The sequence below is a fragment of the Streptomyces sp. NPDC088745 genome (assembly GCF_044751045.1).
GTDB classification, from domain to species: Bacteria; Actinomycetota; Actinomycetes; order Streptomycetales; family Streptomycetaceae; genus Streptomyces; species Streptomyces cremeus.
Genome location: NZ_JBIVLB010000002.1, coordinates 696,354 through 717,056, shown reverse-complemented (window position 1 = coordinate 717,056; position 20,703 = coordinate 696,354). Strand labels below are relative to the sequence as shown.

Genomic DNA, 20,703 nt, shown 5'->3' with positions numbered 1-20,703 from the left:
AACCGAGGGCGGGTCGGTGCGCAACCGCTGTGGACAGTTCGAGCCGAGGAAATGTCAGACTAGGCGTAAATATGACCGTGATGGGGGATTTGCGGCTCGGGCCGTCCCTCATCACCCCCTTCGCGCCTCCGCTTCGTCCCCCCGTTGTCCACAGGCGGTGGCTGAAGCGGCCGCCTGCGGCGAGAATCGGGGGGAGTGACCCGGCTCGTACCTGTACGGGACCACCGCACCAAGCGCACCAGCCGCACCAACCGCACCAACGGGAGGCAGCAGTGAGGACAGCGACACTGGGACCGGCCGAGCGCGACGAGGCGCTCGCCGCGATGGCCGAACGGGAACTGGACGTGCTGGTGGTGGGCGCGGGCGTGGTCGGTGCGGGCACGGCGCTGGACGCCGTGACCCGGGGCCTGTCCACCGGCCTGGTCGAGGCCCGCGACTGGGCCTCGGGCACCTCCAGCCGCTCCAGCAAGCTGATCCACGGCGGCCTGCGCTATCTGGAGATGCTCGACTTCGCCCTCGTGCGGGAGGCGCTGAAGGAGCGGGGGCTGCTGCTGGAGCGGCTCGCGCCGCACCTGGTGAAGCCGGTGCCGTTCCTCTACCCGCTCCAGCACAAGGGGTGGGAGCGCTGGTACGCGGGCTCGGGCGTGGCGCTGTACGACGCGATGTCGGTGTCCTCGGGGCACGGGCGCGGCCTGCCGATGCACCGTCACCTGACGCGGCGGCACGCGCTGCGGGTGGCACCGGCGTTGAAGAAGGACGCGCTGACCGGGGCCCTGCAGTACTACGACGCGCAGATGGACGACGCCCGCTACGTGGCGACCCTGGTGCGGACCGCCGCCGCCTACGGCGCGCACGTCGCCAACCGGGCCCGGGTGATCGGCTTCCTGCGCGAGGGCGAGCGGGTCGTCGGGGTGCGGGTCCAGGACGTGGAGGCGCAGGGCGAGTACGAGATCCGCGCCAAGCAGGTGGTCAACGCGACCGGGGTGTGGACGGACGACACCCAGGCGCTCATCGGGGAACGCGGGCAGTTCCACGTCCGCGCCTCCAAGGGAATTCATCTCGTCGTACCGAAAGATCGAATTCATTCGTCGACCGGATTGATTTTGCGCACCGAGAAATCGGTCCTTTTCGTCATTCCGTGGGGCAGGCACTGGATTGTCGGGACGACGGACACCGATTGGGATCTGGACAAGGCGCATCCCGCGGCTTCCAGTGCCGATATCGACTATCTGCTGGAGCACGTGAATTCCGTGCTGGCCGTTCCGCTGACCCGCGACGACGTGCAGGGCGTGTACGCCGGCCTGCGGCCGCTGCTGGCCGGTGAGTCGGACGCCACCAGCAAGCTCTCCCGGGAGCACACGGTCGCCCACCCGGTGCCGGGCCTGGTGGTGGTCGCGGGCGGCAAGTACACGACGTACCGGGTGATGGCGAAGGACGCCGTGGACGAGGCCGTGCACGCGCTGGACGTGCGGGTCGCGGAGTGCGTCACCGAGGACGTCCCGCTGGCCGGGGCCGAGGGCTACCGGGCGATGTGGAACGCCCGGGCGAGGATCGCCGCCCGTACGGGGCTGCACGTGGTGCGGGTGGAGCACCTGCTGAACAGGTACGGATCGCTGGCCGAGGAGGTGCTGGAGCTGATCGCCGGGGACCCCGGTCTGGGCGAGCCGGTGACCGGGGCGGACGACTACCTGCGGGCGGAGGTCGTCTACGCCGCCTCGCACGAGGGGGCCCGGCACCTGGACGACGTGCTGACCCGGCGCACCCGCATCTCGATCGAGACCTTCGACCGGGGCACGCTCAGCGCGCTGGAGTGCGCGGAGCTGATGGCGCCGGTACTCGGGTGGGACAAGGGACAGGTGGAGCGGGAGGTGGAGCACTACCAGAAGCGGGTGGAGGCCGAACGCGAGTCGCAGCGCCAGCCCGACGACCTGACGGCGGACGCGGCCCGGCTGGGCGCGCCGGACATCGTGCCACTGTAGGGAGGACGGGGACGGGGGCCGGTGTCCGGCACCGGTCCGGGTGGATTCCGTACGGGTATCTGACGGGATATCCGTACGGGAGGTCCGCACGGGAGAGCGGGTGCGGGGTGCGGCGGTTGTCCGTCGCGCCCCGGGGGTGTTGGCGGTCCGTGGGTGGGGGACAATGGGGGCTCTGCCAGGGCGGGTTGCCGCATCGTCGGAGAAGCTGCCGAGAAGGTCTGCGGCATGTGCGTACGCGTGCGTAACGAGTGCGTACATGTGTGTACGGCCGGGGCGCGGGGCGAAGATCAGGGATCGCAGAGGGGACGCATGTCGGACGAGCCGGAGCAGTCGCGGAAGAGCACGCAGGATGCCGTGTCCGACGAGAAGCGGGATGCTGCGTCCGGCGGCGGGCGGGACGCCGGGACGGGTGCGCCTCGGGGCGTCGCTCCCCGGGGCGACGGCTCGCGGGCGGACGGACCCCGGGGCGACGGGCCCCGGCCCGGCGACGAGGCCGTGGCCGGTCCCAAGGTGCCGGGCGCCAGGCCGGCGAGCGATTCCGGGCCGGTGGGCGGCCCCGGGACCGCGGGTGGCCCCGAGCGCGCCGCCGGAGACGCCAAGGCCCGTGACCCCAGGGCGACGAGCGACGCCAAGCCGGTGTCCGGTTCCAAGGCCGCGGAGGCCAAGCCGGTGACCGGCTCCAGGGCTGGTGACGCCAAGCCGGCGTCCGCCCCCAAGGCCGCCGATGCCAAGCCGGTGACCGGTTCCAAGGGCAGCGACGCCAAGCCGGCGTCCGCCCCCAAGGCCGCCGACGCCAAGCCGGCCTCCGCCCCCAAGGCCGGTGATGCCAAGGTCCGTGAGGCCAGGGCCGGCAGCGGTCGCCGGAACAGCGCCGTGTCCGACGAGGCCGCCTCCGAGGCCGCCAGGGACGCCGCGTCCGACACCTCCAAGGAGGTCGAGGGGCGGTTGCTCGCCGGGCGCTACCGGCTCGGCGACGTGCTGGGGCGGGGCGGCATGGGCACCGTCTGGCGTGCCGTCGACGAGACGCTGGGCCGCACCGTCGCCGTCAAGGAACTGCGCTTCCCCACCGCCATCGACGAGGACGAGAAGCGCCGCCTGATCACCCGCACCCTGCGCGAGGCCAAGGCGATCGCCCGGATCCGCAACCACGGCGCGGTCACCGTCTTCGACGTCGTCGACGAGGACGACCGTCCGTGGATCGTGATGGAGCTGATCGAGGGCAAGTCCCTCGCCGAAGCCATCCGCGAGGACGGCCTGCTGACGCCCCGCCGCGCCGCCGAGGTCGGCCTCGCCATCCTCGACGTGCTGCGCGCCGCCCACCGCCAGGGCATCCTGCACCGCGACGTCAAGCCCTCCAACGTGCTGATCGCCGAGGACGGCCGGGTCGTCCTGACCGACTTCGGCATCGCCCAGGTCGAGGGCGACCCCTCGATCACCTCCACCGGCATGCTCGTCGGCGCGCCCTCGTACATCTCCCCGGAGCGGGCGCGCGGCCACAAGCCCGGCCCCGCCGCCGACATGTGGTCGCTCGGCGGGCTCATCTACGCCTCGGTGGAAGGCGTTCCGCCGTACGACAAGGGTTCGGCGATCGCCACCCTGACCGCCGTGATGACCGAGCCGGTGGACCCGCCCAAGCACGCGGGCCCGCTGGAGGACGTCATCTACGGCCTCCTCGCCAAGGACCCCGAGCACCGCCTCGACGACGCGGGCGCCCGCGCCCTGCTGAACGACGTGCTGGTCCGCCTGGACGAGGCGGACGCCGCCGGGGACGAGCTGGCCCGCTCCGACGCCACGAAGCTGGTTCCGCTTCCGCCGGTCCCGGAGGAGAGGTCCGCCCCGCGCCCGCCGAAGGCGGCCAAGGCGCAGAAGGCCCCCAAGGTCACGAAACCCGCCGCCGCCTCGGCCGCCGCGGCGGCCCCCGTCGCTCCCGCGGTGGCGGGCCCCGCCGCGGCGGGTGCGGCGACCGCCGCGATGCAGTCCAGCGGAACGGGTTCCGGTTCCGGTGGCACGCCGCCCGGCACGACCGGCGGGATGTCGCCCGACACGCGCAAGAAGGTCCTCCTGGCCGTCGCGCTGGTCGCGGTCCTCGCCGTCCTCGCCACCGTGCTCGTCATCGCCCTCAGCGGCCAGGACCAGGACCCGGGCGCCACCGGCAAGGACGGCGCGCAGACCAGCGGCGCCACCGCCGGCGGCGACTCCAAGAACGCGGACAAGGACCCGGCGAAGGACCCCGCCAAGGACAAGGACAAGGACAAGAACACCGCCGCCCCGGACAAGGGCACCGGCGGCAGCACGCCCCCCGGCACGCCGGACCAGGGCAAGCCCGCCGACGGCGCGGCTCCCGCGGGCTACACGACCGTCACCGACGACCGCTTCCACTTCACGATGGCGATGCCCGAGGGGTTCCGCCGCACGGACATAGCGGGCAAGAACTCGGGCGGCATATACAACAAGGAGAAGGGCGGCTTCCCGCGCGTCCAGGTCGACTTCACCCCCACCCCCGGCCCCAACGCGGCCGCCGCCTGGTTCGGGGCGGTCACCTCCGTCGCCCGCTCCAGCAGCGACTTCAAGCAGATCGGCATCGAGCCGGTGGACTACAACGGCTACCCCTCGACCGCCGACTGGCACTTCGAGCGCACCGAGCAGGGCCGCCGGACGCACGTCCTCAACCGCGGCTTCAAGGTCGACGACAAGCGCGGCTACGCGATCATGGTGAGCTGCCCCGCCGACGAGTGGGACGGCCCCGAGTGCAAGCAGCTCCGCGACACCGCCTTCGCCACGTTCAAGCCGACCGGCTGAGCGGCGACTTTGCCGGGATGAGGTGACACCGCCGCGCAACGGGGTATTGCCACGTATCGTGAGACCCCGTGGACCGTACGCAGCCGCAATGGGCCGGTAAAGGACCGGAATTGACGGCTTCGGACGGCCCGCACGGTCTCGGTGGACGGTTCCGCCGGTCAGGAGCGGCGGGCGAACGCGCACATGGGGGAGGCGTCGTGGACGAGTACGCGGGACGGGTGCTTGCCGATCGCTACCGCCTTCCGCTGCCCCCCTCCGACGAGTACGACCTCGTGGAGACGCGCGCCTTCGACACCCACAGCGGCCAGGAGGTCCTGGTCCGCCAGGTGCCGCTGCCGGAAGTGGTGGACGCCGAGTTCCTCGACGCCGACGGCGCGCCCGTCCACCGGCGCAACGTCCCCGGGCGCGGGACGCCGCCCCGCGCCACCGATCCGACCGTGCTGCGCGCCGTCGAGGCCGTGGAGGCGGTCGCGCAGATCCCCGACCACCCCCGGATAGACCAGGTCTACGACGTCTTCCAGGAGGACGGCTCGCTGTGGATCGTCAGCGAGCTGGTCTCCGCGCGTCCGCTCGCCGCCCTGCTCGCCGAGGCCCCGCTCAGCCCCTACCGGGCCGCCGAGGTCGCCTCCGACGTGCTGACCGCGCTGCGCGTGCTGCACGCGCACGGCTGGACCCACCGCAACATCACCGTGCGCACCGTGCTGGTCTGCGACGACGGCCGCATCGTGCTCACCGGTCTCGCGGCGGGCGCCGCCGAGGAGGCGTTGTGCGGGTACGCCCCGATTCCCGGCCGCGCCCCCGCCGACCCCGGCACGCAGGACGGCGGCTGGTCGGACGGTACGGTCCCGGTGCCGCGCGGGCACGTCGCCCCGGGTGAGGAGGAGACCGCCGAGCGCCCCGCCCTTCCGGCGCTCCCCTCCGCCTTCCAGAGCGAGGAGCGGCCCCCCGCGCAGGACCCCAGAGCCGCCAGGGCCGGGGCCATAGCCGCCTACCGGGCGGGCGCGCGGGCGGCCGTCCAGGCGACCGAGGAGCAGCGCCGCCAGGCCGACCCGGCCCGCGGACCGTACCTCCAGGACCAGGACAGCGGTGGCCGGCCGCCCGCCGCGGACTACGGCGCGGGCACGGGCCCGATATCCCCCTACGGCGACCCGCCGGACCGCCCCCGCGCCCCCGCCGTCGCCCCGCTGGGCCAACGTCCGGGCGCGGCCCCGCCGTACCCCGGGACCACCGGCCGCCCGGCCTCCGCCCCGGGCGCACCGCCGCGCACGCCCGACGCCCCCCGCACGCCGGAGGCCCTCCGCACGTCCGAGGGCTCCCGTACGTCCGACGCTTCCCGTGCGTCCGAGGGCTCCCGTACGACGGCGAGCGCCCCCGGCGCCGGTGTCGAGCGGGCCGGTGAGTCCGCGCCCGGCGCGGGCTGGCACGGCGCGGTGCCCCGGGGCGGGAGCGGCGCCGGCGGCGAGGCCCTGCGCGCCGACGACATGCGCCACGGCCGCCCCGCCCCGGCGCCGGGCGCACCCCACGCGGCCCGCGCGCAGCTTCCCGCGCCGGGCCACAAGCCCGAGCAGCGGTCGTCGAAGGGCGGCGGGCGCTGGGACGACGTCATCGCCGGGCTGCCCTACCGGGGCCCGAGCACGCCGCTGGCCGCCGAGCGCGCCCGGCAGACCCGCATCAACGTCGTCGGCGCGGTCACCGAACGCTGGGCGCCCGAGCAGGCGGGCCCGGTGCACGTCAACTGGCAGCTCGCGCCCCCGATCGGACCCGCCACCGACCTGTGGGCGCTCGGCGCGCTGCTGTTCCGCGTCGTGCAGGGCCACGCCCCCTATCCGGAGGACAACGCGGCCGAGCTGGTGCAGATGGTGTGCGCCGAGCCGCCCGCCTTCGCGGAGGACTGCGGTCCGCTGCGGCCCGTCGTGGAGTCGCTGCTGCGTCAGGACCCCACCGAGCGGCCCGACTTCGAGGAACTGCGCGGCTGGCTGCGGTCCCTGGTGCGCTCGGCGCCGGAGCCGGAGGCGGGCGCCAAGGTCGTGCCGGTGCCCTCGCCGCCCGACGCGGCGCGGCTGCCGATCGTACGGCGCAGGGGCGAACTCGTCCGCAGGCGCAAGGGCAAGGGGAAGAACGCCGCGAACCAGGGCCGGCACCGGCACAAGCAGCCCAAGGGTGCGGCGAAGGCCGAACCCGCCCGGCCGCCCAGGCCGCAGCGCGGCCCCCGCGAGCCGCGCATCGGGGCCCGGCAGCCGCGCTCGCTGGGGCGGTGGCTGCTCGTGCTGGTGTTCGCGGTGCTGGCGGCGGCCGTGGTGTACGCGGTGAAGTTCATGCCGCAGGACCAGGGGGCGGCCAACGGCCAGAACACCGGCAGCGGGCAGCCCGCGCGGTCGCAGGAGCCGCAGCAGCCCCCGCAGCCCGCGCAGACGTCCGACGGCGAGCCGCCCGAGGAGTCCGGCAAGGCGTCCGAACCCGCGCCGCCGCCCGAGCGCACCGCGGACTCCGGGCTGACGCCCGGGTACGAACTGGTCAAGGACGCGAAGGGCTTCGAGATCGCCGTCGGCAAGAACTGGCGGCGCGAGGCGGGCAGCAACGGCCAGGTGCGCTACTACAACGGCGACATCGAACTCGTCGTCGTGCCGGGCCGGGACACCGTCAGGGAGATGGGGCCCGACCCCATGGAGTACCAGCTCAAGACGGAGCCCGAGACGCAGCCGCTGCGCGACTCCACCTGGGCCACCAGCGAGGGCCTGCGCAGCATCGGCGTCGGCCGGCAGGCGGGCGCCGAGGCGCAGTTCAAGTGGCGGGACCGCAGCACGCGGTGGGTCTTCGTCCGCAACCGGGTGATGATCTTCAACGAGAAGTACCACATCGTCCAGGTCATCGGGCCGGACTCGCAGCGCGACGAGGTCACCCGGGTCTACGAGGCGGCGGCCCCGCACTACCGGCCCACGTCCTGAGTTCCGCGCCCCCGGTTCCGGCCGCGCGGCATCACGGTGCGGTCTCGCTGATCGCCCCTGTGTTCCCCGTCCGCGCCCGCGATCCGTAATCTGGGTCGCCGAGACACGGGGCGGTGGGCGGGATCGTGGAACACGCGGGGCACGCGGAGAACGCAGGCGGCAGGAACGCGGCGGACGGCGCGGGAAGCGGCATACGGACGGGCGAACTGCTCGCCGGCCGCTACCGGCTGGGCGACGTCCTGGGCAGCGGCGGCATGGGCCGGGTCTGGCGGGCCAGGGACGAAGTGCTGCACCGCACCGTCGCCGTCAAGGAGTTGCGGGCCGGACTGTACGCCGCCGAGGCCGACCGGATCGTGCTGCACGCCCGCACCCAGAAGGAGGCGCGGGCCGCCGCCCGCATCAACCACCCGGGCGTCGTCACCGTGCACGACGTGCTGGAGCACGACGACCGTCCGTGGATCGTCATGGAGTACGTGGACGGGCCCTCCCTCGCGGACGCCCTCAAGGAGACCGGCAGCGTCTCCCCGCAGGAGGCGGCCCGGATCGGCCTGCAGGTCCTGGGCGCGCTGCGGGCCGCGCACGGGGTCGGCGTGCTGCACCGGGACGTGAAGCCGGGCAACGTGATGCTGGCCAAGGACGGGCGGGTGCTGCTCACCGACTTCGGCATCGCCGCCATCGAGGGCGACTCCACGATCACCAGGACCGGTGAACTGGTCGGCTCGCTGGACTACTTGGCCCCCGAGCGCATCCGGGGCGAGGACCCGGGACCCGCCTCCGACCTGTGGGCGCTCGGCGCGACGCTCTACACGGCGGTCGAGGAGCGCTCGCCGTTCCGCAGGACCTCGCCGATCAGCACCATGCAGGCGGTGGTGGCGGAGGAGCCCTCGCCGTCGTACCACGCGGGGGCGCTCGCCCCGGTGATCACCGCCCTGCTGCACAAGGAGGCCGGTGAACGCCCCTCGGCGGCCGAGACGGAGCGGATGCTGTGGGAGGTGCGGGAGGGGCGGCGGCCCCGGGCGGCGCAGGAGTACGTACCGACGCGGGCGGTGTCCCAGGAGGAGCTGAACCCCGTGACGCCGATGCCGCCGACGACGCCGCAGCCGGAGGCGGTGAACGTACCGCAGCAGTACCCCTACCCGCCCGCCCACCAGCACCCGTCGGCCGGGCACACGCACCCGACCGGACATCCGCACGCGTCGTCCGGCGGGCAGGCGCCGCCGTTCCCGCACACGTCGCCGCAGGCCCCCGCGTATCCGCAGCCGTACCCGCCGTCGCCGACGCCACCGTCCTCCCCGTCGTCCGCGCAGGGCAAGTCGCCGGGCAAGGTGCTGCTCGTGGTGCTGGCGGCGGCGGCCATCGGCGGCGGGGCCGTCTTCGGCGTGCTCCAGTGGAAGGGCGGCGACACCTCCACCGGCGGCGACCAGACCTCCGTCTCCGGAGGCCGGCAGGGCGGCGGCGAGTCCACCAAGGGGCAGGACCAGGAAGCCGGCAAGGAGTCCGGCAAGGACACCGCCAAGGAGACCGGCAAGGGCGAGCCGACGAAGGACACGCTTCCGGCCGGCTGGCGCGAGATCGGCGAGAGCCGGTTCAGCCTGCCCGTGCCGAAGGGCTGGCAGCGGAAGCAGACCGGGCCGAACCAGTACGACTACACGCCGGACGACGGCCGCCACATGATCCGCATCAACGTCGATCCCACGCCCGACTACGACAACCCCTACGACCACCTCGTCCAGTTGGAGAAGGGCCTCGGCAAGCAGCTCCCCGACTTCCGGCGGGAGCGCCTGGAACAGGACACCTACCGCGACCGGAGGAGCGGCGTCCTGGAGTTCACCTTCCGAGAGAAGGGCAGGACGCCCGGCCCCCGGTACGCGGTGGACATGCTCTACGTCGACGAGACCGGCCCCGAGTACGCGCTGTACGTCACCGGGCCCGCCGCCGAACGCGAGACCACCAAGGAGCGCTTCGACGTCCTGACCAGGGGCTGGCGCATCAAGCGGTAGCGCTCCCCACCGGCCCGTGGCGCCGGTGTGCTGACGCGGTCACGGCTCTGCATCGCTCAGCCGCCTCCGTGGCGACGGGGAGCGTGTACGCGTCAGGATGGGCGCATGACGAACGACGGGGGACAGGCGTTCGAGCCCACCAGTTACGGGCTCCGGCCGCCGGACGCACCACAGCAGCAGCCCGCACGCGCCCACGACGGCACCCGGCCCACGCAGGCCCGGGTGCCGCTCCCGCCGCCCCGCCCGCCGCAGGGCCCCGCGCGTGATCAGGCGCCCGCCGCACCGGCCCGTTCGGCCGACCCGTGGTCGGGCCGCACCATCGGCGGCCGCTACCGGCTGGTGTCCCGCCTCGGGCACGGCGGCATGGGCACGGTCTGGCGGGCCCACGACGAGATCGTGGACCGCGACGTGGCGGTGAAGGAGCCGCGCGTCCCCGACCACCTCCCCGAGCGCGACCGGCAGAACGTCTACCTGCGCATGCAGCGCGAGGCGCGGGCCGCCGCCCGGATCGACCACCCCAACGTGGTCACGGTGTACGACGTGGTGGTCGAGGACGGCAAGCCGTGGATCGTGATGGAGCTGGTCCAGGGCCACTCGCTGGCCGACCGCCTCCAGGAGGGCACCCTCGACGCACGGGACGCCGCCCGCATCGGCCTCGCCGTCCTCGGCGCGCTGACCGCCGCCCACCAGGCGGGGGTGCTGCACCGCGACGTCAAGCCCGACAACGTGCTCCTCGGGCAGAACGACCGCGTCGTCCTCAGCGACTTCGGCATCGCCCAGGTCGAGGGCGAGCAGGGCCTCACCGAGACCGGCGGCTTCGTCGGCTCGCCCGAGTTCGTCGCCCCCGAACGGGTGCTGGGGCAGCGGCCGGGCCCCGCCTCCGACCTGTGGTCGCTGGGCGTGGTGCTGTACGCGGCCGTCGAGGGCATGTCCCCGTACCGGCGCTCCAACACCCCCGCCACCCTCCAGGCCGTGCTGTCCGCCGAGCCGCAGGCCCCCGCCCGGGGCTCCGGCGCGCTGGGGTCGCTGGTGATGCGCCTGCTCCACAAGGACCCGGCGGCCCGGCCGGGCGCCGCCGAGGTGCGCCGGGCCCTGGAGAAGGCCGCCGGACAGGCTCCGCCGCCGCCGGTCACCCGGGTGCTGAACCGGTCCACGGCCGGGGACTGGGTGCCGCCGGTGCTCCGGCGCAGCAGGACGGCGCGGTTCGGGCTGCTCGGCGGTGTCGTGGCGGTCGCCCTGGCGCTGCTGCTCGTCCTGCTGAACCCCTTCGCCGGTGACGGTCCGCCGGACGGCTGGAAGCTGCACCGCGAACTCCAGAGCGTCACCGCCGAGGTGTACCTGCCGGGCGACTACAAGAAGCAGGAGGACGACGACCCGGGGATCGAGCGGTACTACGAGCCCGGATACGTCTTCCAGGTCCATTTCGAGCGGCGCCCGCTGGCCGAGGTCAAGGGCACCGACGTGCAGCCGGAGAAGTCGGACTGGGCGGAGTACTACCGCAAGGGCGGCAAGAACGGCATGGACATGAAGAAGGCGGAGGTGAGGAGCTTCGACACCACCTGGCAGGGGAGGGAGTCCTTCGACACCGTCGTCGACTACACGCCCTACAGCACCAGCGACAGCGACAAGGACCCGATCCGCTACCGGCACCACGAGCGGATGCTGGTGAGCAAGGAGAAGCAGGCGTACTGGCGGCTGAAGGTGTCCATGCCCTCGGAGGGCAGGTTCGCGGCCGAGGGCGAGCGGTTGTTCGACGACATCGCCAAGTACCTCAAGATCCTGGATCTCCAGGGATCCGCCGACTCCTGACCCGGGAAGCGCCCCTGATCAGGGCCTATGTGCCAGCGACTGCTGGCACGGTCGTGCGGGGCCGGTGAAAAGCCGTTACCGACGGGTACCAAAAGTGCCCGCCGGGCCATACGCTCGCGTTCATGACGGACTCGCAGGCCCTCACGGCACCCCTCGGCACCAACCCCCTCGCCCCCGCGCCCGCCGGCGCGCGCACCGCCGCCGACGTGGTCACCCCCGAAGTGGTGGCGCAACTGACCCGGGGCGTGGTCGGTTCGGGGCGGACCGCGAGCCACACCCCCTTCACCGGCGAGAAGCTGGCCGACCTTCCCGAGTCCACCCCCGAGGACGTCGCCCTCGCCTTCGAGCGGGCCCGCACCGCGCAGATCGCCTGGGGCGGCCTGCCGGTCAAGCAGCGCGCCGCCGTCCTGCTGCGCTTCCACGACCTGGTCCTGGAGCGGCAGGCCGAGATCCTCGACCTGATCCAACTGGAGACCGGCAAGGCCCGCCTGCACGCGCACGAGGAGATCCAGGCCGTCGCGATGGCCGCCCGCCACTACGGCCGCCAGGCCCCCGCCTACCTGAAGCCCAAGCGGCACACGGGCGCGGTGCCCGTCCTCACCAAGGTCACCGAGCAGCGCCAGCCGCGCGGCGTCGTCGGCCAGATCTCGCCGTGGAACTACCCCTTCGAGCTGTCCGTCGGCGACTGCCTGCCCGCCCTGGTCGCGGGCAACGCGCTCGTCATGAAGCCCGACACGGAGACCGCGCTGTCCGCCCTGTGGGGCCGTGACCTGCTGGTCGAGGCGGGTCTGCCGCCGGAGGTCTTCCAGGTCGTCCTCGGCGAGGGCCCGGTCGTCGGCCCCGCCGTCGTCCAGCACGCCGACTACGTGTCCTTCACCGGCTCCACCCGCACCGGCCGCGAGATCGCGCAGAACGCGGGCGCCCGCCTGGTCGGCGTCTCCCTCGAACTCGGCGGCAAGAACGCCATGCTGGTGCTCGCGGACGCCGACGTGGAGAAGGCCGCCGCCGGCGCCGTCCGCGCCTGCTTCGCCTCCGCCGGACAACTGTGCATCTCCATCGAGCGGCTGTACGTCCACGAGTCGGTCGCCGACGACTTCGTGCAGCGCTTCGTCGCCCGCACCAGGGCCATGCGCCTGGGCAACGCCCTCGCGTACGGCGCCGACCTGGGCTCGCTGGTCGGCCCGCGCCAGTTGGAGACCGTCACCCGGCACGTCGAGGAGGCCGTCAGCAAGGGCGCCACCGTCCTCACCGGCGGCACCGCCCGCCCCGACGTCGGCCCGTACTTCTACGAGCCGACCGTCCTGGAGGGCGTCGAGAGCCCGATGGCGGTCTGCGGCGAGGAGACCTTCGGCCCGGTCGTCTCGATCTACCGGTTCCGCGACGAGGACCAGGCGGTCGCGGAGGCCAACGGGACCCCGTACGGCCTGAATGCGAGCGTCTGGACCAAGAGCGCCAAGCGCGGCCACGCGGTCGCCTCCCGCCTGCGCACCGGCACGGTGAACATCAACGAGGGCTACGGCCCCGCGTACGCCAGCGTCCGGGCCCCGATGGGCGGCATGAAGGAGTCCGGGCTGAGCCGCCGGCACGGCTCCGAGGGCATCCTGAAGTACACCGAGGCGCAGACCGTCGCCCAGCAGCGGCTGATCCCGCTCGCCCCGGCCTTCGGAATGGACGACGAGAAGTACGCGGCCTTCATGACCGCAGGCCTCAGGGCGATGAAGGCCCTGCGCCTGCGCTGACGGACCGGGGCGGGACGCCGGGAGCGGCGCCCCGCCCGCCCTGCCCGGCCGCTCCCTCCACCTTTCACCAGAACGAGGAGTGCACGTGTCACAGGAGAGCTCTGCCCAGAACACCGGGGACGACGGCGAGTTCGACTACGACGTGGTCGTCGTCGGCTCCGGCTTCGGCGGAGCCGTCTCCGCGCTCCGGCTCACCGAGAAGGGGTACCGCGTCGGCGTCCTGGAGGCCGGCCGCCGCTTCACCCGCGACACCCTGCCCAAGAACTCCTGGGACCTGAGGAACTACCTGTGGGCTCCCGCGCTGGGCCTCTTCGGCATCCAGCGCGTGCACCTGCTGGGAAAGGTCATGGTCCTGGCAGGCGCGGGCGTCGGCGGCGGCTCGCTGAACTACGCCAACACCCTGTACGTGCCCCCCGCCCCCTTCTTCGAGGACCCGCAGTGGGCGGGCATCACCGACTGGCAGGCCGAACTCGCTCCGTACTACGACCAGGCCAAGCGGATGCTGGGCGTACGCGTCAACCCGACCATGACCCCCTCCGACGTCCACCTGCTGGCGACCGCCGAGGCGATGGGGGTGGGCGACACCTTCCGGCTGGCCCCGGTGGGCGTCTTCTACGGCGACGGGCGGGACGCCGACGCCACCTCGGCGTCCACGCCGGGCGAGGAGGTTCCCGACCCCTACTTCGGCGGCAGGGGACCGGCCCGCAAGGGGTGCATCGAGTGCGGCGAGTGCATGACCGGCTGCCGGCACGGCGCGAAGAACACCCTCAACGAGAACTACCTCCACCTCGCCGAGCGGGCCGGCGCCGTCATCCACCCCATGACCTCCGTCCTCGGCCTGGCCGAGCACCCCGACGGCGGGTACCGCGTCGCCACCGCCCCCACCGACGCCCGCCGCAAGGGCACCCGGAAGATCTTCCGGGCCCGCCGGGTCGTCGTCGCGGCCGGAACGTACGGCACCCAGACCCTCCTGCACGCCATGAAGGACGGCGGCCACCTGCCCCGCGTCTCCGCGAAGCTGGGCGAGCTGACCCGTACCAACTCCGAGGCCCTGGTGGGCTCCCAGACCACCGACCGCCGCTACCGCAAGGCGCACGGCGCCCAGCTCGGCACCTCCGACGGCTCCGGGAAGGTCGACTTCACCCGCGGCGTCGCCATCACGTCCTCGATCCACCCCGACGCCAGCACCCACATCGAGCCGGTCCGCTACGGCAAGGGCTCCAACGCCATGGGCGCGCTGTCCATCCTCCAGGTGCCGTACGCGGAGAAGTTCCCGCGCGTCCTCGGCTGGGCGGTCAACATGCTGCGCCACCCCACCCTCGCCGCGCGCTCCCTCTCCAACCACCGCTGGTCGGAGAAGACCATCATCGGCCTCGTCATGCAGTCCCTGGACAACTCCCTGACCACGTACCGCAAGCCGGGCGGCATCGGAAAGGGCCTGCTCACCGCCCGCCAGGGCCACGGCGCGCCCAACCCCCAGCAGATCCCCGAGGCCACCCGGGCCGCCTCCCTGCTGGCCGAGGAGATCAACGGCTTCGCGGGCAGCAACGTCGGCGAGCTGATGGGCACCCCGCTCACCGCGCACTTCCTGGGCGGCTGCCCGATCGGCGCGAGCGCGGCCGAGGGCGTCATCGACCCGTACCACCGCCTCCACGGGCACCCCGGCATCTCCGTCGTCGACGGCTCGGCGGTCTCCGCCAACCTCGGGGTCAACCCCTCCCTCACCATCACCGCGCAGGCGGAGCGCGCCATGTCGCTGTGGCCCAACAAGGGCGAGCCGGACCCCCGCCCGGCCCAGGGCGAGGCATACGTGCGGCTCGCGCCCGTCGAGCCCAGGTCCCCGGCCGTCCCCGCCGACGCCTTCGGCGCGCTGCGGCTGCCGCTGCTGGCGGTTCCGGCGGTGCCGCCGAAACGGGAGCCGAGGAAGACGCCGTAGCGGCGGGCGGGTACGCGAAAGGGGCTGCATCCCCCTCCGAATGCAGCCCCTCACGTCACGCGGTCACGCCCGCGTCATCACGCCTGCGCCTTCTTGCGGCGTACGACGAACATCGCGCCGACGCCCAGCGCCACGGCCGCGCCGCCCGCCAGGGCGAACATCGGCAACTGCGAGGAGGCGCCGGTCTCGGCGAGGTTGCCGGTGACCGGGAACTTCTGGACGTCGCCCTGCGGCTTGTGGTCCGGACCCGGCTTTCCGGGCTTCTGGCCGGGCTTGCCGGGCTTGCCGGGCTTGTCATCGGGGCTGCCGGGCTTGCCGGGCTTCTCGCCGGGCTCGACCGGCTTGGCCTCCTCCTCCTTGCCCGGGTCGGTGCCCGGCTTCAGGACGGCGAAGGCGACCTCGGCGCCGTAGTTCTCGGCGATGCACTCCTTGCCCTTGACGTTGGCGAGGTAGGCGCCGGTGCCGAAGGTGTAGCTGTCACCGGCCGGGGCGTTCTTGTCGATGCTGACCCGCAGGTCGATCTTCACGAACTGGTTGGGCCGGATGTTCTCGACACCCCAGAAGTAGTCGCCCGCGAGGTCCTTGTCCCCGATGCCGATCCACTTGCCGGACTCCGGCTCCTTGAACTGGAGCGTGACGAACTTGCTGAGGAACTTGTCCTCGTCGAGCTCGTAGTTCTCCACCTCGGCCCAGAACGCGACCTCCTTGAGGTCGGTCTTGGAGACGTTGGAGAGCTGGAGCGAGAAGTTCTTCCAGCCGCTGCCCGCGACGATCTTGCCCGGCAGGCCGGAGATCTTCGCGTCGAGGGCCTCCTCGACGAAGCCCTCGTCGATCTCCTCGCAGTACGGGGGCATCTCCGGAACGCCCTCTTCGTCGCCCTCGCCGGGGGCGGGCTTGTCATCGGGCTTGTCGGCGGGCTTGTCGCCCGGCTTGTCCGCGGGCTTCTCCCCCGTGACACCGCCCGGCTTGTCGGCGGGCTTGTCGCCGGGCTTGTCGGCCGGCTTGTCCGCGGGCTTGTCGCCCGGCTTGTCGGCGGGCTTCTCGCCCGTGACGTCGCCCGGCTTCTTGTCGTCCTGGGACGCGCCCGGGACGGGGGTGGCCGTCGGGGTGGAGCCCGGGACCGGGGTGTCCGCGAAGGCGGCCGTCGCCGACAGCAGCGAGACGGGGCTATGACGGCCGTGGCGGCCGCGAGGGCCAGGGAACGGCGCAATTTCATGGGACCTCAGAAAGTCTGGCGTGCCCACTACGGGGGACGTGGCACGAGATGTGAGGGGCCAAGGTGCTGGAGTCGCACCAATGTCCACAGATACGCAGGGGAGACTCATGATCGACGCAGAGGGTTGTACGCGCGGATGCGCAATCCTCACGTGATCTGCGCCACCACGCGCCCTGCGGCGGCCGAGAGGGGGGCAACCCTGCCGACCGGCTCCGGGCGTCCCCGGAGCCGACCGCCTGGGGCGACCGTGCGGCTGTCCCCTGCCGTCCGGTCGCACACGCTGGAGCGAGGTCCCACGACGTACCGGCCGAGCCCGTACGTCTCACGCCCCAGCCGGGGCCACGCGTGGCACCGGGACCAACGAAGCCGCCGACGTCCCGGTCACGCGCCGTACGAGTGACCGCAGGAACGCACGCGCCCCCCTGCGCGCCCGCAACCCGGGCGCCCGGGACCCCTCAGACGCGGCCCCGGCACAGCTCCAGCAGCGTCAGGGCCAGCGTCGTGCCCGGCTTGCCGAGGGCGTCCCGGTAGCGGGTCAGGATCTCCGTCTCGCGCGACAGGTTCACCCGGCGCCCGCCCGAGGTGATCCGGGCCTCCTGGATGACCGCCGAGACGGCCATCCGCTCCTGCACGAGCCCGATGATCCGGTCGTCCAGCGCGTCGACGCGCCCGCGCGCACCGGTGATGAGGGCGGCCGCGTCCTCGGTGCGCGCTCCGGTGACCTCTGTGGCGGCGCTGGTGGTGGCGTTGCTCATGTCCGTACTCCTGGGGTGAGAGGAGCGCCCGCGGCGGGCCACCAGGTCCGGAAACGACAGAACGCCCCGGGCCTGTCGGCCCGGGGCGCCTGGGAAGTCGCTTGTCAGTTGCTACAAGCAGCACGACCGTGGCAGCCGGATGGGCCGGGTGCCATAGGTAAAGACGAAGGTCGTGTACGAGCGCATGGAGGGCATTATGGCCCCCGCGCCCCGCACCGGCCAACGCGGGCCCGGATGATGAGACGGGCGTCCCAGGAGCGGCCGCCGTCACGGCCGTCCAACGGGGGTCATCGGCCGACCCCGGTAGAATCGACGTACCCGACCCCTTTTTACCGCCGGAAGGCCGCCCGTGCCCGCAGCGCCCCTTGCCGCCCCCGACGTCGTCCTCGTCGTCGACTTCGGCGCGCAGTACGCCCAGCTCATCGCCCGCCGTGTCCGCGAGGCCCGGATCTACAGCGAGATCGTCCCGAGCACCATGCCGGTGTCGGAGATGCTCGCGAAGAACCCGAAGGCGATCATCCTCTCCGGCGGTCCCTCCTCGGTGTACGCCGAGGGAGCCCCGGCCATCGACCGCGCGCTCTTCGAGGCCGGCGTCCCCGTCTTCGGCATGTGCTACGGCTTCCAGATCATGGCCACCACGCTCGGCGGCACCGTCGACGACAACGGCGCCCGCGAGTACGGCCGCACCCCGCTGAAGGTCACCCGTTCCGGCTCCACGCTGTTCGAGGGCACTCCGGACGAGCAGTCGGTGTGGATGTCGCACGGCGACGCCTGCTCGGCGGCCCCCGAGGGCTTCACCGTCACCGCGTCCACCGACGTGGTCCCGGTCGCCGCCTTCGAGAACGACGAGAAGAAGCTCTACGGCGTCCAGTACCACCCCGAGGTGCTGCACTCCACGCACGGCCAGCAGGTCCTGGAGCACTTCCTCTACCGGGGCGCGGGCATCGAGCCCACCTGGACGACCGGCAACGTCATCGAGGAGCAGGTCGCCCTCATCCGCGAGCAGGTCGGCGACAAGCGCGCCATCTGCGGCCTGTCCGGCGGCGTGGACTCCGCGGTCGCCGCGGCCCTCGTCCAGCGCGCCATCGGCGACCAGCTCACCTGCGTCTACGTCGACCACGGCCTGATGCGCAAGGGCGAGACCGAGCAGGTCCAGAAGGACTTCGTCGCCGCGACCGGCGCCCGGCTGGTCGTGGTGGACGCCGAGAAGCGCTTCCTGGACGCGCTGGCCGGCGTCTCCGACCCGGAGACCAAGCGGAAGATCATCGGCCGCGAGTTCATCCGCGTCTTCGAGCAGGCCCAGCTGGAGATCCTCCAGGAGGACGGCCCGGAGGTCGCGTTCCTGGTCCAGGGCACCCTGTACCCGGACGTCGTCGAGTCCGGCGGCGGCACCGGCACCGCGAACATCAAGTCGCACCACAACGTGGGCGGACTCCCCGACGACATCGAGTTCGAGCTGGTCGAGCCGCTGCGCCAGTTGTTCAAGGACGAGGTCCGGATGGTCGGCCAGGAGCTGGGCCTCCCGGAGGAGATCGTCCAGCGCCAGCCGTTCCCCGGCCCCGGCCTCGGCATCCGCATCGTCGGCGAGGTCACCAAGGAGCGCCTGGACCTGCTGCGCGACGCCGACGCCATCGCCCGCGAGGAGCTGTCCGCGGCCGGTCTGGACCGTGAGATCTGGCAGTGCCCGGTGGTGCTGCTCGCCGACGTGCGCTCGGTGGGCGTGCAGGGCGACGGCCGCACCTACGGCCACCCGATCGTGCTGCGCCCGGTCTCGTCCGAGGACGCCATGACGGCGGACTGGACGCGCATGCCGTACGAGGTCCTCGCGAAGATCTCGACGCGCATCACCAACGAGGTCAAGGACGTCAACCGCGTCGTCCTCGACGTCACGAGCAAGCCGCCGGGGACGATCGAGTGGGAGTGACTCCCCAGCTCGGACCCGCTTGAGGTCAACGCCGACGCCGTCGCTCATTCGTCTGGGCGGCGGCGTTGTCGTATCCGCTGGGTACGCTCAATCGACAGGCGAGACTCCGTCCCATGGGAGCAACCATGAGCGCCGCACGTGACTACGAGCTGCCCGAGGACTACGAGTGGCCCCGCCCTCCCGCGGGCGGCTGGCTCGCGGACGACCTCGACACGCTTCCCAATCTGCCTCCGCACACGGAGCTGATCGACGGGAGCCTCGTCTTCATGAGTCCGCAGACCCGCTTCCACAGCCGTACCCTGCTCCTTCTGGAGACGGCGCTGTGGGACCAGGCCCCTGAGCACCTTGAGGCCATCCGGGAGATGACGGTCAAGTTGGACGACCGGAACCGTCCGGAGCCGGATGTGCTGGTGGTGCCGGTGGACGCGGACTCCGGGCCTCGGCAGACCTGCTTCCGGGCCGAGGACGTCGTCCTCGCCGTCGAAGTCGTCTCCGACGAGTCCCGCGACCGCGACCGCGAGGTCAAGCCCCGGAAGTACGCCGCCGCCGGCGTACCGCACTTCTGGCGGGTGGAGGAGAACGAGGGGCTGCCGGTCGTGTACGTCTACGAACTCGACCCCGCGATCAAGGCGTACGTCCCGACCGGCATCCACCACCGCACCCTCAAGCTGGACGTCCCGTACCCGATCGGGATCGACCTCACCGCGATCGACCGGCGCCGCGGTCCCCGCTGACCCCTTTCCCCCCGCCGTACCACCCGGTAGCTTCCGCCCCATGACCGCCGAGCTGCCCGCGCCCCCGCCCGTCCCCCTGGACCGGCTCGACTTCTCGATGCCGCCCGTGCACGACGACCCGGCCGACGAACGCCGCTACCGCAAGGAGCGGCTGGCGGGCGCGCTGCGGATCTTCGCCTCGTACGGGTACGAGGAAGGCGTCTCGGGGCACATCACCGCCCGCGACCCCGAGTACGCCGACTGCTACTGGGTGAACCCCTTCGGCCTCGCCTTCGCCGACGTCACGGTGAGCGACCTGCTGCTGGTCAACGGGGACGGGCAGGTCGTCCAGGGCCGCCGGCACGTCAACCAGGCCGCGTTCACCGTGCACGCCCAGGTGCACAAGGCGCGCCCGGACGTGGTCGCCGTCGTGCACACCCACTCGGTGCACGGCCGGGCCTTCTCCGCGCTGGGCGAGCTGCTCGACCCGATCACCCAGGAGTCCTGCGCCTTCTACGAGTCCCACGCGCTGTACGACGCGTACACGGGCGTCGCCGTGGACCCCACCGAGGGGCGCTGGATCGCCGGGGCGCTCGGCGGCCACAAGGCGGTGATCCTGCGCAACCACGGGCTGCTGACGGTGGGCGACTCGGTGGACGCGGCGGCCTGGTGGTTCCACACCCTGGAGCGGTCCTGCCAGGTGCAGTTGGCGGCCATGGCGGCGGGCAAGCCGGTGCTGATCGGGCACGAGGAGGCGGTCGGGACGCGCGACCAGATCGGCGGGGACCTGGTCGCGTGGATCAACCACCAGGCGATGTGGCGCCGGATCAGCCGGGCGGAACCGGAGCTGCTGGACTGAGGGCCCCGCGGGTGAGGGCCCGGCGTACG

Annotated in this window: 12 protein-coding genes; 10 read left to right on the top strand and 2 right to left on the bottom strand. The window is 72.9% G+C overall.

The window, feature by feature from the left end:
* The first annotated feature begins 272 nt into the window (after nt 1–272).
* The 7 genes from ACIP93_RS07795 to ACIP93_RS07765 all read left to right on the top strand — a co-directional run bounded on the left by ACIP93_RS07795 (nt 273) and on the right by ACIP93_RS07765 (nt 15,207).
* Complete coding sequence (locus ACIP93_RS07795) at nt 273–1,979, top strand: glycerol-3-phosphate dehydrogenase/oxidase (RefSeq protein WP_345228894.1); 1,707 nt, start codon at nt 273–275, stop codon at nt 1,977–1,979.
* Nucleotides 1,980–2,288: 309 nt separating this feature from the next.
* A complete protein-coding gene (locus ACIP93_RS07790) occupies nt 2,289–4,778 on the top strand; it encodes a protein kinase (protein WP_401756695.1) in 2,490 nt (829 codons plus the stop codon).
* A 197-nt stretch (nt 4,779–4,975) separates the two neighbouring features.
* The gene (locus tag ACIP93_RS07785; RefSeq protein WP_401756693.1) at nt 4,976–7,723 is read left to right on the top strand and encodes a protein kinase; all 2,748 of its coding nucleotides are present in this window, start codon (nt 4,976–4,978) and stop codon (nt 7,721–7,723) included.
* 254 nt (nt 7,724–7,977) lie between these two features.
* On the top strand, nt 7,978–9,723 hold the full coding sequence (locus ACIP93_RS07780) for a serine/threonine-protein kinase (protein ID WP_401757024.1): 1,746 nt from the start codon (nt 7,978–7,980) through the stop codon (nt 9,721–9,723).
* A gap of 105 nt (nt 9,724–9,828) precedes the next feature.
* Nucleotides 9,829–11,532, top strand: coding sequence for a serine/threonine-protein kinase (locus ACIP93_RS07775; protein WP_401756691.1), 1,704 nt, complete (start codon nt 9,829–9,831; stop codon nt 11,530–11,532).
* Between the two features lie 122 nt (nt 11,533–11,654).
* Complete coding sequence (locus ACIP93_RS07770) at nt 11,655–13,271, top strand: succinic semialdehyde dehydrogenase (protein WP_345228890.1); 1,617 nt, start codon at nt 11,655–11,657, stop codon at nt 13,269–13,271.
* Nucleotides 13,272–13,356: 85 nt separating this feature from the next.
* Nucleotides 13,357–15,207: a GMC oxidoreductase gene (locus ACIP93_RS07765; protein WP_401756689.1), complete on the top strand. Its 1,851-nt coding sequence runs from the start codon at nt 13,357–13,359 to the stop codon at nt 15,205–15,207.
* A gap of 77 nt (nt 15,208–15,284) precedes the next feature.
* On the opposite strand, the gene ACIP93_RS07760 is transcribed toward ACIP93_RS07765, so the two are convergent.
* Nucleotides 15,285–16,451, bottom strand: coding sequence for an LAETG motif-containing sortase-dependent surface protein (locus tag ACIP93_RS07760; protein ID WP_401756687.1), 1,167 nt, complete (start codon nt 16,449–16,451; stop codon nt 15,285–15,287).
* Nucleotides 16,452–16,878: 427 nt separating this feature from the next.
* A complete protein-coding gene (locus ACIP93_RS07755) occupies nt 16,879–17,178 on the bottom strand; it encodes a chorismate mutase (RefSeq protein ID WP_401756685.1) in 300 nt (99 codons plus the stop codon).
* A 349-nt stretch (nt 17,179–17,527) separates the two neighbouring features.
* On the opposite strand from ACIP93_RS07755, the gene guaA reads away from it, so the two are divergent.
* From guaA to ACIP93_RS07740, 3 genes are all read left to right on the top strand, one after another.
* A complete protein-coding gene (gene guaA, locus ACIP93_RS07750; protein WP_345228886.1) occupies nt 17,528–19,102 on the top strand; it encodes a glutamine-hydrolyzing GMP synthase in 1,575 nt (524 codons plus the stop codon).
* 125 nt (nt 19,103–19,227) lie between these two features.
* Nucleotides 19,228–19,836, top strand: coding sequence for a Uma2 family endonuclease (locus ACIP93_RS07745; RefSeq protein WP_401756683.1), 609 nt, complete (start codon nt 19,228–19,230; stop codon nt 19,834–19,836).
* 40 nt (nt 19,837–19,876) lie between these two features.
* Nucleotides 19,877–20,674, top strand: coding sequence for a class II aldolase/adducin family protein (locus ACIP93_RS07740; RefSeq protein ID WP_345228884.1), 798 nt, complete (start codon nt 19,877–19,879; stop codon nt 20,672–20,674).
* Nucleotides 20,675–20,703 lie beyond the last annotated feature (29 nt).